Source organism: Microbacterium sp. MMO-10, from assembly GCF_037148715.1.
Classification (GTDB): domain Bacteria; phylum Actinomycetota; class Actinomycetes; order Actinomycetales; family Microbacteriaceae; genus Microbacterium.
On record NZ_JBBCSV010000004.1, the window covers coordinates 43,096 to 56,386 of the forward strand.

Annotated in this window: 25 protein-coding genes; all 25 read left to right on the forward strand. The window is 66.7% G+C overall.

Annotated elements, in window-relative coordinates; all coding sequences use genetic code 11:
• Position 1: 1 nt before the first annotated feature.
• A complete protein-coding gene (gene rplD / locus WFJ17_RS12880) occupies positions 2–658 on the forward strand; it encodes a 50S ribosomal protein L4 (protein ID WP_292883721.1) in 657 nt (218 codons plus the stop codon).
• Positions 655–972 carry a 50S ribosomal protein L23 gene (rplW, locus tag WFJ17_RS12885; RefSeq protein ID WP_045249924.1) on the forward strand — a complete coding sequence of 106 codons (318 nt, stop codon included), beginning with the start codon at positions 655–657 and terminating at the stop codon, positions 970–972. Before rplD ends, rplW begins: the two co-directional genes overlap by 4 nt.
• Positions 973–992: 20 nt before the next feature.
• A complete protein-coding gene (gene rplB, locus WFJ17_RS12890) occupies positions 993–1,832 on the forward strand; it encodes a 50S ribosomal protein L2 (protein WP_251445550.1) in 840 nt (279 codons plus the stop codon).
• Positions 1,833–1,844: 12 nt separating this feature from the next.
• Positions 1,845–2,126: a 30S ribosomal protein S19 gene (rpsS, locus tag WFJ17_RS12895; protein ID WP_251445553.1), complete on the forward strand. Its 282-nt coding sequence runs from the start codon at positions 1,845–1,847 to the stop codon at positions 2,124–2,126.
• Positions 2,126–2,506: a 50S ribosomal protein L22 gene (gene rplV / locus WFJ17_RS12900; RefSeq protein ID WP_159574850.1), complete on the forward strand. Its 381-nt coding sequence runs from the start codon at positions 2,126–2,128 to the stop codon at positions 2,504–2,506. The genes rpsS and rplV overlap by 1 nt, the downstream gene beginning before the upstream one ends.
• Entirely contained in the window at positions 2,506–3,261 is a 756-nt protein-coding gene (gene rpsC, locus WFJ17_RS12905; protein ID WP_233312362.1) for a 30S ribosomal protein S3, read from the forward strand. Before rplV ends, rpsC begins: the two co-directional genes overlap by 1 nt.
• A complete protein-coding gene (gene rplP, locus WFJ17_RS12910; RefSeq protein ID WP_251445556.1) occupies positions 3,261–3,680 on the forward strand; it encodes a 50S ribosomal protein L16 in 420 nt (139 codons plus the stop codon). The genes rpsC and rplP overlap by 1 nt, the downstream gene beginning before the upstream one ends.
• Positions 3,680–3,994, forward strand: a complete 315-nt coding sequence (gene rpmC, locus WFJ17_RS12915) for a 50S ribosomal protein L29 (protein ID WP_251445559.1) — start codon at positions 3,680–3,682, stop codon at positions 3,992–3,994. The genes rplP and rpmC overlap by 1 nt, the downstream gene beginning before the upstream one ends.
• Positions 3,994–4,311, forward strand: coding sequence for a 30S ribosomal protein S17 (gene rpsQ / locus WFJ17_RS12920; RefSeq protein ID WP_052674221.1), 318 nt, complete (start codon positions 3,994–3,996; stop codon positions 4,309–4,311). Before rpmC ends, rpsQ begins: the two co-directional genes overlap by 1 nt.
• Positions 4,308–4,676, forward strand: a complete 369-nt coding sequence (gene rplN / locus WFJ17_RS12925) for a 50S ribosomal protein L14 (RefSeq protein WP_045271048.1) — start codon at positions 4,308–4,310, stop codon at positions 4,674–4,676. Before rpsQ ends, rplN begins: the two co-directional genes overlap by 4 nt.
• A 3-nt stretch (positions 4,677–4,679) precedes the next feature.
• Positions 4,680–5,039, forward strand: a complete 360-nt coding sequence (gene rplX, locus WFJ17_RS12930) for a 50S ribosomal protein L24 (protein ID WP_233312360.1) — start codon at positions 4,680–4,682, stop codon at positions 5,037–5,039.
• On the forward strand, positions 5,039–5,629 hold the full coding sequence (gene rplE / locus WFJ17_RS12935) for a 50S ribosomal protein L5 (protein WP_251445562.1): 591 nt from the start codon (positions 5,039–5,041) through the stop codon (positions 5,627–5,629). The genes rplX and rplE overlap by 1 nt, the downstream gene beginning before the upstream one ends.
• Positions 5,630–5,769: 140 nt before the next feature.
• The gene (rpsH, locus tag WFJ17_RS12940; protein ID WP_251445565.1) at positions 5,770–6,168 is read left to right on the forward strand and encodes a 30S ribosomal protein S8; all 399 of its coding nucleotides are present in this window, start codon (positions 5,770–5,772) and stop codon (positions 6,166–6,168) included.
• 6 nt (positions 6,169–6,174) lie between these two features.
• Entirely contained in the window at positions 6,175–6,711 is a 537-nt protein-coding gene (gene rplF / locus WFJ17_RS12945) for a 50S ribosomal protein L6 (RefSeq protein WP_251445569.1), read from the forward strand.
• A 2-nt stretch (positions 6,712–6,713) separates the two neighbouring features.
• The gene (rplR, locus tag WFJ17_RS12950) at positions 6,714–7,073 is read left to right on the forward strand and encodes a 50S ribosomal protein L18 (RefSeq protein ID WP_285814326.1); all 360 of its coding nucleotides are present in this window, start codon (positions 6,714–6,716) and stop codon (positions 7,071–7,073) included.
• On the forward strand, positions 7,070–7,759 hold the full coding sequence (gene rpsE, locus WFJ17_RS12955) for a 30S ribosomal protein S5 (RefSeq protein WP_374208780.1): 690 nt from the start codon (positions 7,070–7,072) through the stop codon (positions 7,757–7,759). The genes rplR and rpsE overlap by 4 nt, the downstream gene beginning before the upstream one ends.
• Positions 7,759–7,944: a 50S ribosomal protein L30 gene (gene rpmD, locus WFJ17_RS12960; protein ID WP_045249910.1), complete on the forward strand. Its 186-nt coding sequence runs from the start codon at positions 7,759–7,761 to the stop codon at positions 7,942–7,944. The genes rpsE and rpmD overlap by 1 nt, the downstream gene beginning before the upstream one ends.
• Positions 7,944–8,465 carry a 50S ribosomal protein L15 gene (gene rplO, locus WFJ17_RS12965; protein WP_082072167.1) on the forward strand — a complete coding sequence of 174 codons (522 nt, stop codon included), beginning with the start codon at positions 7,944–7,946 and terminating at the stop codon, positions 8,463–8,465. The genes rpmD and rplO overlap by 1 nt, the downstream gene beginning before the upstream one ends.
• Positions 8,466–8,568: 103 nt before the next feature.
• The gene (gene secY, locus WFJ17_RS12970) at positions 8,569–9,891 is read left to right on the forward strand and encodes a preprotein translocase subunit SecY (RefSeq protein ID WP_336648625.1); all 1,323 of its coding nucleotides are present in this window, start codon (positions 8,569–8,571) and stop codon (positions 9,889–9,891) included.
• Positions 9,888–10,502 carry an adenylate kinase gene (locus WFJ17_RS12975; protein WP_336648626.1) on the forward strand — a complete coding sequence of 205 codons (615 nt, stop codon included), beginning with the start codon at positions 9,888–9,890 and terminating at the stop codon, positions 10,500–10,502. The genes secY and WFJ17_RS12975 overlap by 4 nt, the downstream gene beginning before the upstream one ends.
• A 1-nt stretch (position 10,503) precedes the next feature.
• A complete protein-coding gene (gene map, locus WFJ17_RS12980) occupies positions 10,504–11,355 on the forward strand; it encodes a type I methionyl aminopeptidase (RefSeq protein ID WP_336648627.1) in 852 nt (283 codons plus the stop codon).
• 177 nt (positions 11,356–11,532) lie between these two features.
• Positions 11,533–12,204 (forward strand): DsbA family protein, encoded by a 672-nt coding sequence (locus tag WFJ17_RS12985; RefSeq protein WP_251445580.1) that lies wholly within the window; start codon positions 11,533–11,535, stop codon positions 12,202–12,204.
• Between the two features lie 144 nt (positions 12,205–12,348).
• Positions 12,349–12,570, forward strand: a complete 222-nt coding sequence (gene infA, locus WFJ17_RS12990; RefSeq protein WP_018171468.1) for a translation initiation factor IF-1 — start codon at positions 12,349–12,351, stop codon at positions 12,568–12,570.
• Positions 12,571–12,636: 66 nt separating this feature from the next.
• Positions 12,637–12,753, forward strand: a complete 117-nt coding sequence (gene rpmJ / locus WFJ17_RS12995; RefSeq protein WP_005050492.1) for a 50S ribosomal protein L36 — start codon at positions 12,637–12,639, stop codon at positions 12,751–12,753.
• 145 nt (positions 12,754–12,898) lie between these two features.
• Positions 12,899–13,273 (forward strand): 30S ribosomal protein S13, encoded by a 375-nt coding sequence (gene rpsM, locus WFJ17_RS13000; RefSeq protein WP_045249906.1) that lies wholly within the window; start codon positions 12,899–12,901, stop codon positions 13,271–13,273.
• Positions 13,274–13,291 lie beyond the last annotated feature (18 nt).

Consider the following 13,291-nt stretch of genomic DNA (forward strand, 5'->3'; position numbering starts at 1 on the left):
CATGGCTGACACCACTCTGACGCTCGACGTGTTCGCCGGCGGCAAGAAGACCGGTACGGTCGACGCCCCCGCCGCGATCTTCGACGCCAAGACCAACGTTCCGCTGATCCACCAGGTCGTCGTCGCGCAGCTCGCCGCGGCGCGCCAGGGCACCCACTCGACCAAGCGTCGCGGTGAGGTCTCCGGTGCCGGTCGCAAGCCCTTCAAGCAGAAGGGCACGGGTAACGCCCGTCAGGGCTCCATTCGTGCGCCGCACATGACCGGCGGTGGCATCGTCCACGGCCCGAAGCCGCGCGACTACTCGCAGCGCACCCCCAAGAAGATGATCGCCGCCGCCCTCGTGGGTGCGCTGAGCGACCGCTTCCGCGGTGAGCGCCTGCACGTCGTCGAGTCCTTCGGCATCGAGGGCAAGCCGTCCACCAAGACGGCCGCCGCCTACCTGAAGTCGCTCCCGGGCAAGAACCTCCTCGTGGTCATCGACCGCGAGGACGACCTCACCGCCCTGAGCGTCCGCAACCTGGCCGCCGTGCACGTGCTGTACGCCGACCAGCTCAACGCCTACGACGTGGTCAACTCCGACGACATCGTCTTCACCAAGGCGGCCTTCGACGCGTTCGTCGCGCTGAAGTCCGGCGCAACCGAGGAGGTCTCCGCATGAGCGACAACATCCTCGCCGCGGCTGCCAACAAGGACCCGCGCGACATCATCCTGAAGCCGGTCGTCTCCGAGAAGAGCTACGGCCTGATCGACGAGGGCAAGTACACCTTCCTGGTGGACCCCCGCGCCTCCAAGACCGAGATCAAGCTCGCCATCGAGAAGATCTTCGACGTCAAGGTCGCGAGCGTCAACACGATCAACCGCGTCGGCAAGGCCCGCCGCACCCGCTTCGGCACGGGCAAGCGCAAGGACACCAAGCGTGCCATCGTCGCCCTGAAGTCGGGCACCATCGACATCTTCACGGCAGTGAACTGACCGGGGGATAAGGACAGAACATGGCTATTCGCAAGTACAAGCCCACGACCCCGGGTCGCCGCGGCTCGTCGGTGGCCGACTTCGCCGAGATCACCCGATCGACGCCGGAGAAGTCGCTGCTGCGTCCGCTCAGCAAGACCGGTGGCCGCAACAACCAGGGCCGCATCACGACCCGTCACATCGGTGGTGGCCACAAGCGCCAGTACCGCGTCATCGACTTCCGTCGCAATGACAAGGACGGCATCGACGCCAAGGTCGCTCACATCGAGTACGACCCCAACCGCACCGCGCGCATCGCGCTGCTGCACTACTTCGACGGCGAGAAGCGCTACATCATCGCCCCGAACAAGCTGAAGCAGGGCGACGTCGTCGAGTCGGGTGCCGGCGCCGACATCAAGCCGGGCAACAACCTCCCGCTGAAGAACATCCCGACGGGTACCGTCATCCACGCCATCGAGCTCCGCCCCGGCGGCGGCGCGAAGATGGCCCGTTCGGCCGGCGCCTCCGTGCGTCTGGTCGCGAAGGACGGCCCCTACGCCCAGCTGCGTCTGCCCTCGGGCGAGATCCGCAACGTCGACGCGCGCTGCCGTGCGACGATCGGCGAGGTCGGCAACGCCGAGCAGTCCAACATCAACTGGGGCAAGGCCGGCCGCAAGCGCTGGAAGGGCGTCCGCCCGACCGTCCGCGGTGTCGCGATGAACCCGGTGGACCACCCGCACGGTGGTGGAGAGGGCAAGACGTCCGGTGGACGTCACCCCGTCTCCCCGTGGGGCCAGGCTGAGGGGCGCACCCGTCACGCCAACAAGGAAAGCGACAAGTACATCGTGCGTCGTCGTAACGCCGGCAAGAAGCGCAAGTAGGAGTAAGAGAAGATGCCTCGCAGTCTTAAGAAGGGCCCCTTCGTCGACGAGCACCTGCTTCGCAAGGTGGTCGGTCAGAACGATGCCGGTACCAAGAACGTCATCAAGACCTGGTCGCGCCGGTCGATGATCATCCCCGCCATGCTGGGACACACCATCGCCGTGCACGACGGACGCAAGCACATCCCCGTGTTCGTGTCGGAGAGCATGGTCGGTCACAAGCTGGGCGAGTTCGCGCCCACCCGCACCTTCCGCGGCCACGTGAAGGACGACAAGAAGGGGCGGCGCCGCTAATGGTCGAATCCATCGCACGCGTGAAGCACATCCGCGTGACCCCGCAGAAGGCTCGTCGTGTCGTCGCCCTCATCAAGGGCAAGCAGGCGCAGGAAGCCCTCGCCATCCTGAAGTTCGCGCAGCAGAGCGCCTCCGAGCCGATCTACAAGCTCGTGCACTCCGCCATCGCCAACGCCCAGGTGAAGGCCGACCGCGACGGCGAGTTCCTCGATGAGCAGGACCTCTACGTCAAGAACGCCTTCGTGGACGAGGGGACGACGCTGAAGCGTTTCCAGCCCCGCGCCCAGGGTCGCGCGTTCCAGATCAAGAAGCGCACGAGCCACATCACGGTCGTGCTGGCAACCCCCGAGGTCGCCAAGAACGAGAAGGCGAGCAAGTAATGGGACAGAAGGTAAACCCCTACGGCTTCCGCCTCGGCATCACCACGGACCACGTGTCCCGGTGGTTCTCTGACTCGACCAAGCCGGGTCAGCGCTACGCCGACTACGTCGCCGAGGACATCAAGATCCGCAAGCTCCTGCAGACGCAGCTCGACCGCGCCGGCGTGAGCAACATCGAGATCGAGCGCACCCGCGACCGCGTGCGTGTGGACATCCACACCGCGCGTCCCGGCATCGTCATCGGCCGCCGCGGCGCCGAGGCGGAGCGCATCCGTGGCGACCTCGAGAAGCTCACGGGCAAGCAGATCCAGCTGAACATCCTCGAGGTGAAGAACCCCGAGGCCGACGCTCAGCTCGTCGCCCAGGGCATCGCCGAGCAGCTCTCTGCTCGTGTCGCGTTCCGTCGTGCCATGCGCAAGGGCCTCCAGGGCGCCCAGCGCGCCGGCGCGAAGGGCATCCGGATCCAGGTCTCGGGCCGCCTCGGCGGCGCGGAGATGAGCCGGTCGGAGTTCTACCGCGAGGGTCGTGTGCCGCTGCACACGCTGCGCGCGAACATCGACTACGGCTTCTACGAGGCCAAGACCACCTTCGGCCGCATCGGCGTGAAGGTCTGGATCTACAAGGGTGACCTCACCAACAAGGAGCTTGCCCGCGAGCAGGCCAACGCACCGAAGTCCCGTCGTGACGACCGTGGTGGCGACCGCCGCCGCGGCCCGCGCAACGAGGCTCCCGTCGCAGAAGGAGCGTCTGCCTGATGCTTATCCCTCGTAAGGTCAAGTTCCGCAAGCAGCATCACCCCAAGCGTGATGGTGCGGCCACCGGCGGCACGAAGGTCTCCTTCGGCGAGTTCGGCATCCAGGCCCTCACCCCCGCTTACGTGACCAACCGTCAGATCGAGTCCGCTCGTATCGCAATGACGCGTCACATCAAGCGTGGTGGAAAGGTGTGGATCAACATCTACCCCGACCGTCCGCTCACGAAGAAGCCGGCCGAGACCCGCATGGGTTCCGGTAAAGGTTCCCCCGAGTGGTGGGTCGCCAACGTCAAGCCGGGTCGCGTCCTCTTCGAGGTCGCGGGCGTCAACGAGGAACTCGCTCGTGAGGCCCTGACCCGTGCCATTCACAAGCTGCCGCTCAAGGCACGCATCATCAAGCGCGAGGAGGGCGACGCGTAATGGCGATCGGCACCAAGGAGCTCGGTGTGACCGAGCTCGACACGTTCGAAGACCAGCGCCTCGTCGAGGAGCTGCGCAAGGCCAAGGAGGAGCTGTTCAACCTCCGTTTCCAGTCGGCCACCGGCCAGCTGGAGAGCCACGGCCGCATCCGCGCCGTCAAGCGCGACATCGCGCGCCTGTACACCGTGATCCGCGAGCGCGAGCTGGGCATCCGTGCGACGCCCGCTCCGGTCGAGGCTCCGGCCAAGAAGGCGTCCAAGGCAAAGGCGAAGAAGGCCGAAGAGGCTGACGCGCCGAAGGAGGAGGCCGAGTAATGGCTGAGAAGAAGGCTGCTGCCGCAGAGGCAGAGGTCGTCTCGCACGACGTGCGCGACGCCGACGCCCGTGGCTACCGCAAGTCGCGCCGCGGCTACGTCGTCAGCGACAAGATGGACAAGACCATCGTCGTCGAGGTCGAGGACCGCGTGAAGCACCCGCTCTACGGCAAGGTCATCCGCCGTACGACCAAGGTCAAGGCGCACGACGAGAACAACACCGCCGGCATCGGCGACCTCGTTCTCATCAACGAGACCCGCCCGCTGAGCGCCACGAAGCGCTGGCGTCTGGTGGAGATCCTGGAGAAGGCAAAGTGATCCAGACCGAGTCCCGACTCAAGGTCGCCGACAACACCGGCGCCAAGGAGCTGCTCACCATCCGCGTGCTCGGCGGCTCCAGCCGCCGCTACGCGGGCCTGGGCGACATCATCGTCGCGACGGTGAAGGACGCGATCCCCGGTGGGAACGTGAAGAAGGGTGACGTCGTCAAGGCCGTCATCGTCCGCACCAAGAAGCAGACCCGCCGTCCCGACGGCTCGTACATCAAGTTCGACGAGAACGCCGCCGTGATCCTGAAGAACGACGGGGAGCCCCGCGGCACCCGCATCTTCGGCCCGGTGGGTCGTGAGCTCCGTGACAAGAAGTTCATGAAGATCGTCTCGCTCGCCCCGGAGGTGCTGTAACTCATGGCGAACATCAAGAAGGGTGACCTGGTCCAGGTCATCACCGGCCGCAAGCAGGAAAAGGGCGGCGACCGCGGCAAGCAGGGCAAGGTCCTCGAGGTCCTCGTCGAGCAGAACCGCGTGATCGTGGAGGGCGTGAACTACGCCACCAAGCACACCCGCGTCGGCCAGACGCAGCGCGGCACCAAGACGGGCGGCATCGAGACCATCGAGGCCCCCATCCACATCTCGAACGTCGCCCTGGTCGACCCCGAGACGAAGAAGCCGACCAAGGTCGGTCACCGCGTCGAGGAGCAGGTCAAGGACGGCGTGAAGCGCACGGTCCGCGTGCGCTACGCGAAGAAGAGCGGTAAGGACCTCTGATGGCGGCTGCTGACGCCGCGGGCGCTGTCAAGGTGCAGCCCCGCCTGAAGGCGAAGTACAACAACGAGATCAAGAAGGCTCTGCAGGACGAGTTCGGCTACGAGAACGTCATGCAGATCCCCGGCCTGGTCAAGGTCGTCGTCAACACCGGTGTCGGTGAGGCGGCTCGCGACTCCAAGGTGATCGATGGTGCGGTCGACGACCTCACCAAGATCACCGGCCAGAAGCCGATCGTCACGAAGGCCCGCAAGTCCATCGCGCAGTTCAAGCTGCGCGAGGGTCAGCCCATCGGCGCGCACGTCACCCTCCGCGGTGACCGCGCCTGGGAGTTCGTGGACCGCCTCGTGAACCTCGCACTGCCCCGTATCCGCGACTTCCGCGGACTCTCGGACCGGCAGTTCGACGGCAACGGCAACTACACCTTCGGTCTCACGGAGCAGAGCGTGTTCCACGAGATCGATCAGGACAAGATCGACCGCGTCCGCGGTTTCGACATCACTGTCGTCACCACGGCGAAGAACGACGACGAGGGCCGGGCGCTGCTCCGCCACCTCGGCTTCCCGTTCAAGTCGAACGACGCGCAGGCGTAAGTCACGCACCGAAGGCCGGATCCGACAGGATCCGGTCTTCGGGCGTGTCTCGCTTGACGTACAATTGAAAATTGCGTGCTCATCGCAGGCCGTCTGCCGTGTAACGGCAGCCGGAACCTCATGAACGAAAGAAGACAACTATGACGATGACAGACCCGGTCGCAGATCTGCTGACCCGTCTGCGCAACGCGAACTCGGCGCACCACGACTCCGTGACCCTGCCGTCGAGCAAGCTGAAGACCCACATCGCCGAGATCCTCCAGCAGGAGGGCTACATCGCCGGCTGGGAGGTCTCCGACGCCCGTGTCGGCAAGAACCTCACCATCTCGCTGAAGTACGGCCCGAACCGCGAGCGGTCGATCGCCGGCATCAAGCGCGTCTCCAAGCCCGGTCTCCGCGTGTACGCGAAGTCGACCGAGCTGCCCAAGGTTCTCGGTGGCCTCGGCGTCGCGATCCTGTCCACCTCCTCGGGGCTCCTCACGGACCGCCAGGCAGAGCAGAAGGGCGTGGGCGGAGAAGTTCTCGCCTACGTGTGGTGATCTGAAATGTCGCGTATTGGACGACTTCCCATCGAGATCCCCGCGGGCGTGACCGTTTCGGTCGACGGCCGTGAGATCACGGTGAAGGGCCCGAAGGGCGAGCTCTCGCTCACCGTGGCCTCCCCCATCGAGGTGTCGGTCGAGGAGAACCAGGTTCTCGTCACCCGTCCGGACGACGAGCGCGCTTCGCGTTCGCTGCACGGTCTGACCCGCACGCTCATCAGCAACGACATCATCGGCGTGACCCAGGGCTACTCCAAGGGCCTCGAGGTCGTCGGCACCGGTTACCGCGTGCAGCAGAAGGGCGGCTCGGTCGAGTTCGCCCTCGGCTTCTCGCACCCGGTCCTGATCGACCCGCCCGCCGGCATCACCCTGACGGTCGAGGGCACCAACAAGCTCACCGTCAGCGGCATCAGCAAGCAGGCCGTCGGCGAGGCGGCTGCGAACATCCGCAAGATCCGCAAGCCCGAGCCGTACAAGGGCAAGGGTGTGCGCTACGCCGGCGAGGTCGTGCGTCGCAAGGCCGGAAAGAGTGGTAAGTAACCATGGCTATCAAGACGAAGTCCGACGCCCGCTCGCGTCGTCACGCCCGCCTTCGCAAGAAGGTCCAGGGCACCGAGGCGCGTCCGCGCCTGGTCGTCACCCGTTCGGCCCGCCACGTCTTCGTGCAGCTGGTCGACGACAGCAAGGGCCACACCGTGGCCAGTGCCTCCACCCTCGAGACCGACCTGCGCGCGTTCGACGGTGACAAGACCGCCAAGGCCCGCAAGGTCGGCGAGCTCGTCGCCGAGCGCGCGAAGGCCGCCGGTGTCTCGGAGGCCGTGTTCGACCGCGGTGGCAACCGGTACGCCGGTCGCGTCGCGGCCATCGCCGATGGCGCCCGTGAAGGGGGGCTGGCACTGTGAGTGACATCAAGGAGAACGAAGTGACCGAGACGGCTCCTGCCGCCGAGAACGCGGCCGGTTCCGAGGCTCCGCAGCGCGACGAGCGCCGCGGCGGCCGTGGTGGCCGCGACCGCGGCCAGGGCGGTCGCGACCGCAACTCCCGCGACCGGGGGGACAACCAGTTCCTCGAGCGCGTGGTGACCATCAACCGCGTGTCGAAGGTCGTCAAGGGCGGCCGTCGCTTCAGCTTCACCGCGCTCGTCGTGGTGGGTGACGGCAACGGTCTCGTGGGCGTCGGCTACGGCAAGGCCCGCGAGGTCCCCCTCGCCATCTCGAAGGGCGTCGAGGAGGCCAAGCGCAACTTCTTCCGCGTGCCGCGCTCCGCGTCGACCATCCCGCACCCGGTGCAGGGCGAGGCCGCTGCCGGCGTCGTGCTGCTGCGTCCGGCCGCTGCCGGTACCGGTGTCATCGCCGGTGGTCCGGTCCGCGCCGTGCTCGAGTGCGCCGGTATCCACGACGTGCTGTCGAAGTCGCTCGGTTCGTCGAACACGATCAACATCGTGCACGCGACGGTGGAGGCCCTGAAGCAGCTCGAGGAGCCCCGTGCGGTCGCCGCGCGTCGTGGCCTCGAGTTCGACCAGGTCGCCCCGGCGCGTCTCGTCCGCGCAGAGGCTGAGGCCATCGCTGCGCAGAAGGCAGGTGCCTGATGGCTGCGCGCCTCAAGGTCACGCAGGTCAAGTCCAAGGTGAGTGAGAAGCAGAACCAGCGCGACACGCTGCGTTCGCTCGGCCTCAAGCGGATCGGCGACTCGGTCGTCCGTCCCGACGACGCCCAGACCCGCGGTTACGTCCGCGCGGTCGCTCACCTCGTCAAGGTTGAGGAGATCGACTAATGGCTGAGAAGAAGGAAGCGGCCACCAAGACCGCAGCCAAGAAGCCGGCCGCCAAGAAGGCCGAGGAGACCACGGTCTCCCGTCCCGGCGTCCTGAAGGTGCACCACCTGCGTCCGGTCCCCGGCGCCAACACCGCGAAGACCCGTGTCGGTCGCGGTGAGGGCTCCAAGGGCAAGACCGCCGGTCGCGGCACCAAGGGCACCAAGGCCCGCAACACCGTCCGCGTCGGTTTCGAGGGTGGGCAGATGCCGCTGCACATGCGCACCCCGAAGCTCCGCGGCTTCAAGAACCCGTTCCGCGTGGAGTACCAGGTCGTGAACCTGGAGAAGCTCGCCGAGCTCTACCCGAAGGGCGGGGACGTCACCGTCGCCGACCTCGTGGCCAAGGGCGCGGTTCGCAAGAACGAGAAGGTCAAGGTCCTGGGCAACGGCGACATCGCCGTGGCTCTGACCGTGTCGGTCGACAAGGTCTCCAGCTCCGCGGAGCAGAAGATCGTCGCCGCCGGCGGATCCGTCAAGTAACAAGCGTCGAGAGGGGCCGGAGATTTCTCCGGCCCCTCTTGCGTTACCCTGGGTAATTGACTGTCCCTCGTCGGGCATCATCCCTTTTCAGGAAGGCAAGCTTTTGTTCAGCGCCATCGCGCGGATCTTCCGCACGCCGGATCTTCGTCGGAAGATCGGCTTCACGATCGCGATCATCGCGATCTACCGCCTCGGATCCACCGTGCCCGCTCCGTTCGTGAGCTTCCCGAACGTCTCCGAGTGCCTCGCCCAGAACAGCGGCACCGAAGGCCTGCTCGGGCTCGTCAACCTCTTCTCCGGCGGCGCGCTGCTGAAGCTGTCGATCTTCGCCCTCGGCGTCATGCCGTACATCACCGCCTCGATCATCACCCAGCTGCTGCGCGTGGTCATCCCGCACTTCGAGGCGCTGCACAAGGAGGGCCAGGCCGGTCAGGCCAGGCTCACCCAGTACACCCGCTACGTGACGATCGCGCTCGCACTGCTGCAGTCCACGACTCTCGTCACCGTCGCCCGCACCGGCCAGCTCTTCGGCCAGACCGGCGTCGCCGCGTGCAACCAGCTGCTCACCAACGACGTGTGGTGGGCGCAGCTGCTGCTCATCATCACCCTCACGGCCGGTACCGGCCTCATCATGTGGTTCGCCGAGCTCGTCACCGAGAAGGGCATCGGCAACGGCATGTCGCTGCTGATCTTCACCTCGATCGCGGCGACCTTTCCCGGCGCGATGTGGGCGATCTGGCAGACCAAGGGCTTCGAGGTCTTCCTGCTCGTGCTGCTCGTCGGGATCATCGTGATGACGCTCGTCGTCTTCATCGAGCAGTCGCAGCGCCGGATCCCGGTGCAGTACGCGAAGCGGATGGTCGGCCGGCGCACGTACGGCGGCACCAACACCTACATCCCGATCAAGGTCAACATGGCCGGTGTGATCCCGGTGATCTTCGCCTCGTCGCTGCTGTACATCCCGATGCTGATCGCGCAGTTCAACATCCCTCAGGACGGCAAGACCCCGCCGGCGTGGGCGACCTGGATCATGACGTACTTCGTCAAGGGCGACCACCCCATCTACATGGCGGTTTACTTCCTCCTCATCATCGGGTTCACCTACTTCTACGTCGCGATCACGTTCAACCCGACCGAGGTCGCCGACAACATGAAGAAGTACGGCGGATTCATCCCCGGGATCCGCGCGGGCCGCCCCACGGCGGAGTACCTCGACTACGTGCTCACCCGCATCACGCTCCCGGGCTCGCTCTACCTCGGTCTCATCGCGCTGATCCCGCTGATCGCGCTGGCGACCGTCGGGGCGAACCAGAACTTCCCGTTCGGCGGCGCCTCGATCCTCATCATCGTCGGCGTCGGGCTGGAGACGGTCAAGCAGATCGACGCGCAGCTGCAGCAGCGACACTACGAAGGGCTCCTACGATGACGGCATCCGCTCACTCCACCGCACGCCTGCTGATCGTGGGCCCGCAGGGCTCCGGCAAGGGCACGCAGGGAGTGCGGATCGCCGAGGCCTACGGCATCCCCGTGGTCTCGACCGGCGACATCTTCCGCGCCAACATCAAGGAGGGCACGGACCTCGGCAAGCAGGTGACGGCCATCCTCGACGCCGGGGATCTGGTGTCGGACGAGCTCACCGGCGCGCTCGTGCGCGACCGGCTGTCGCAGGCCGACGCCGCGAACGGCTTCCTGCTCGACGGCTATCCGCGCAACGCCGCCCAGGTCGAGCACCTCGACGCGTTCCTGGGGGAGCAGGGCACGGCGCTCGACGCCGTGATCCTCCTCGACGTCCCGCGCGAGGAGAGCATCGCCCGGCTGGCGCTGCGCGCCACCGAGCAGGGCCGCGCCGACGACACCCCTGAGGCCATCGCGCACCGTCTGGACATCTACGAGGCTCAGACGGCGCCGATCCTCGACGCCTACGGCGCCCGGGGCATCGTCGACACGATCGATGGCGTGGGCAGCCTCGACGAGATCACCGAGCGCATCTTCACCGCGCTGGCCCTCCGCGGCCTCGTGCGCACGGCTGCGGTCTGACGTGGCGTTCCGCCGCTCGATCTACAAGAGCCGCGCACAGCTCGAGGCGATGGTCGAGCCCGGGCTCATCACGGCCGCCGCGCTCGAGGCCGTGCGCGGCGCCGTGCGTCCCGGCATCACGACGGGCGAGCTCGACGCCATCGCCGACCGCGTGATCGTCGACCGCGGTGCGGAGTCGAACTTCAAGCTCGTGCGCGGCTACCGCAACGCCACCTGCATCTCCGTGAACGACCAGGTCGTGCACGGGATCCCCGGATCCCGCGTCCTGCAGCCGGGCGACATCGTGTCGATCGACGCCGGTGCCCAGTATCGCGGCTGGAACGGCGACAGCGCCATCACCGTCGTGGTGCCCGATGAGGCGCAGACGGCGCGCGTGCAGGCCCGGCAGCAGCTGTCCGACGTGACCGAGGGTTCGATGTGGGCGGGGATCGCCGCCATGGCGTCGGCGAAGCACCTCGGCGACATCTCGGCCGCCATCGAGGACCACATCCTCGCCGCCGGCCCTTCGGGCGTCTCCGGCAAGCCCTACGGGATCCTGCGCGAGTACGTGGGGCACGGCATCGGCCGAAAGATGCACGAGGCGCCGAGCCTGTTCAACTACCGCACCCCCGACCGCGGCGCCGAGGTGCGCCCGGGACTGGTGCTGGCGATCGAGCCCATGGTGACCGCGGGATCCGACCAGACCTACGTCGAGGACGACGACTGGACCGTCACCACGACCGACGGCTCGGACGGCTCGCACTGGGAGCACAGCGTCGCCCTGCACGACGGCGGCATCTGGGTGCTCACCGCGCCTGACGGCGGTGCCGCGGGCCTCACCGCGTTCGGCGTCACCCCCGCCCCGCTCGCCTGATCCGCCGAGACACCACTTCCTGCACGAGACCTCGTGCCTGGCGTGATGTCTCGTGCAGGAAGTGGTGTCTCGCGGTGACGGGACGGCTCCCACGGACCTCAAAGGCTGGACACGGCACAATGGGAAGACACAGCTGAGCGGATCCACGGCACGGATCCCGAAGAAGGAGACACACACATGGCCGCTGCCAAGGGCAGGACCAACGGGTTCGCCATCGGAATCACCGCCGCGGTCGTCGCCGTGCTCATCGCGCTCGTCGGCGTCGTCGTCTGGCTGAACAACAAGGCGACGGATCCGGGCGCCGCCCCCAAGAGCGCGATCATCAACTCCGAGACCGGGGCCGTGACCACGGGATCCGGCAAGGAGAAGGTCGCGGTCTTCGTCGACTTCCAGTGCCCCGTGTGCAAGAGCTTCGAGACCCAGTTCGGTGCGGACCTGCAGAAGCTCGCGAAGGAGGACAAGATCACGCTCGAGTACCACCCGATCGCGATCCTGGACCGGTTCTCGCAGGGCACCAACTACTCCTCGCGCGCGGCGGCCGCCTCGTACGCCGTCGCGCAGGAGAATCCGGACAAGTTCCTGGACTACCTCAACATCCTCTTCGAGAACCAGCCGACCGAGAACACCCCCGGTCTCACGGATCAGCAGCTGATCGACTTCGCGAAGCAGGTCGGCGCCGACAAGGCCGAGGCGACCATCAAGGCGGGAACGTTCTTCAAGTTCCCGACCGCCCAGGCCACGGCCCACAAGATCCAGGGCACACCGACGGTCGAGATCAACGGCGAGCGTCTCGACCTGACCAAGCAGGCCGATCTCGCCAAGGTCGCGGCGATCGCCGGGCAGAAGTAACCTCCGCATTTTGCGGATCCGCGGATCCGGACTACCATAGATCCTTGGTGCTTTGCGCCTTGGTCCGGCGTGTCCGGATCCGCACAGTTCCACCACCACCCACCCACCGCAGATCGACCGGTCTGCAGAAGCGTCAGCGAGGCTATGGCTAAGAAAGACGGTGTCATCGAGATCGAGGGCGTCGTGTCCGAGGCGCTGCCCAACGCGATGTTCCGCGTTGAGCTCTCCAACGGACACAAGGTGCTTGCAACGATCTCCGGAAAGATGCGGCAGAACTACATCCGCATCATCCCCGAGGATCGCGTCGTCGTGGAGCTCTCGCCCTACGACCTCACGCGCGGTCGCATCGTCTACCGCTACCGCTAGGCCGGTCGAGAAGTAACACCCCAGGCGCTCGCGCCTGCCCGGTGAAGACAGCGATAAGGAAGCAACATGAAGGTCAACCCCAGCGTCAAGCCGATCTGCGACCACTGCAAGGTGATCCGCCGCCACGGCCGCGTCATGGTGATCTGCAAGAGCAACCCGCGCCACAAGCAGCGCCAGGGCTGAGCGTCCGGGCCGCGGCCCGGATCTCTCGCGATCTCACAACTCAACATCTGAAAGGCAGGATCAGAACCCGCAAGGGGGACACCTCGGGCGGAGGCCCGGGCACCGATCCTGCTCCACACCTCCACAACACTCCAGGAGTTACCGCATGGCACGTCTTGCCGGCGTCGACATCCCGCGCGACAAGCGCGTGGTGATCGCCCTCACGTACATCTACGGCATCGGCCGTACCCGTTCGGTCGAGATCCTCAAGGCCACCGAGATCGACGAGTCGATCCGCGTCAAGGACCTCTCCGACGACCAGCTCGTCGCCCTCCGCGACTACATCGAAGGCACCTACAAGGTGGAGGGTGACCTCCGCCGCGAGGTCGCCGCCGACATCCGCCGCAAGGTCGAGATCGGCTCCTACGAGGGTCTTCGTCACCGCCGTGGCCTGCCGGTCCGCGGTCAGCGCACCAAGACCAACGCGCGCACCCGCAAGGGCCCGAAGCGCACCGTCGCCGGCAAGAAGAAGGCCCGCTAAGCGGCGGCCAGGGAATAG

Coding starts and splice junctions, on each gene's coding strand:
- rpsQ (WP_052674221.1), top strand. CDS start 3,994: ATGGCTGAGAAGAAGGCTGCTGCCGCAGAGGCAGAGGTCGTCTCGCAC.
- rplX (WP_233312360.1), top strand. CDS start 4,680: ATGGCGAACATCAAGAAGGGTGACCTGGTCCAGGTCATCACCGGCCGC.
- rplW (WP_045249924.1), top strand. CDS start 655: ATGAGCGACAACATCCTCGCCGCGGCTGCCAACAAGGACCCGCGCGAC.
- rplO (WP_082072167.1), top strand. CDS start 7,944: ATGGCTGAGAAGAAGGAAGCGGCCACCAAGACCGCAGCCAAGAAGCCG.
- infA (WP_018171468.1), top strand. CDS start 12,349: ATGGCTAAGAAAGACGGTGTCATCGAGATCGAGGGCGTCGTGTCCGAG.
- rplP (WP_251445556.1), top strand. CDS start 3,261: ATGCTTATCCCTCGTAAGGTCAAGTTCCGCAAGCAGCATCACCCCAAG.
- rpmC (WP_251445559.1), top strand. CDS start 3,680: ATGGCGATCGGCACCAAGGAGCTCGGTGTGACCGAGCTCGACACGTTC.
- rpsC (WP_233312362.1), top strand. CDS start 2,506: ATGGGACAGAAGGTAAACCCCTACGGCTTCCGCCTCGGCATCACCACG.
- WFJ17_RS12975 (WP_336648626.1), top strand. CDS start 9,888: ATGACGGCATCCGCTCACTCCACCGCACGCCTGCTGATCGTGGGCCCG.
- rpmJ (WP_005050492.1), top strand. CDS start 12,637: ATGAAGGTCAACCCCAGCGTCAAGCCGATCTGCGACCACTGCAAGGTG.
- rpsS (WP_251445553.1), top strand. CDS start 1,845: ATGCCTCGCAGTCTTAAGAAGGGCCCCTTCGTCGACGAGCACCTGCTT.
- rpsH (WP_251445565.1), top strand. CDS start 5,770: ATGACGATGACAGACCCGGTCGCAGATCTGCTGACCCGTCTGCGCAAC.
- rplE (WP_251445562.1), top strand. CDS start 5,039: ATGGCGGCTGCTGACGCCGCGGGCGCTGTCAAGGTGCAGCCCCGCCTG.
- rpmD (WP_045249910.1), top strand. CDS start 7,759: ATGGCTGCGCGCCTCAAGGTCACGCAGGTCAAGTCCAAGGTGAGTGAG.
- rplF (WP_251445569.1), top strand. CDS start 6,175: ATGTCGCGTATTGGACGACTTCCCATCGAGATCCCCGCGGGCGTGACC.
- rplV (WP_159574850.1), top strand. CDS start 2,126: ATGGTCGAATCCATCGCACGCGTGAAGCACATCCGCGTGACCCCGCAG.
- rpsM (WP_045249906.1), top strand. CDS start 12,899: ATGGCACGTCTTGCCGGCGTCGACATCCCGCGCGACAAGCGCGTGGTG.
- rplB (WP_251445550.1), top strand. CDS start 993: ATGGCTATTCGCAAGTACAAGCCCACGACCCCGGGTCGCCGCGGCTCG.
- WFJ17_RS12985 (WP_251445580.1), top strand. CDS start 11,533: ATGGCCGCTGCCAAGGGCAGGACCAACGGGTTCGCCATCGGAATCACC.
- rplD (WP_292883721.1), top strand. CDS start 2: ATGGCTGACACCACTCTGACGCTCGACGTGTTCGCCGGCGGCAAGAAG.
- rplR (WP_285814326.1), top strand. CDS start 6,714: ATGGCTATCAAGACGAAGTCCGACGCCCGCTCGCGTCGTCACGCCCGC.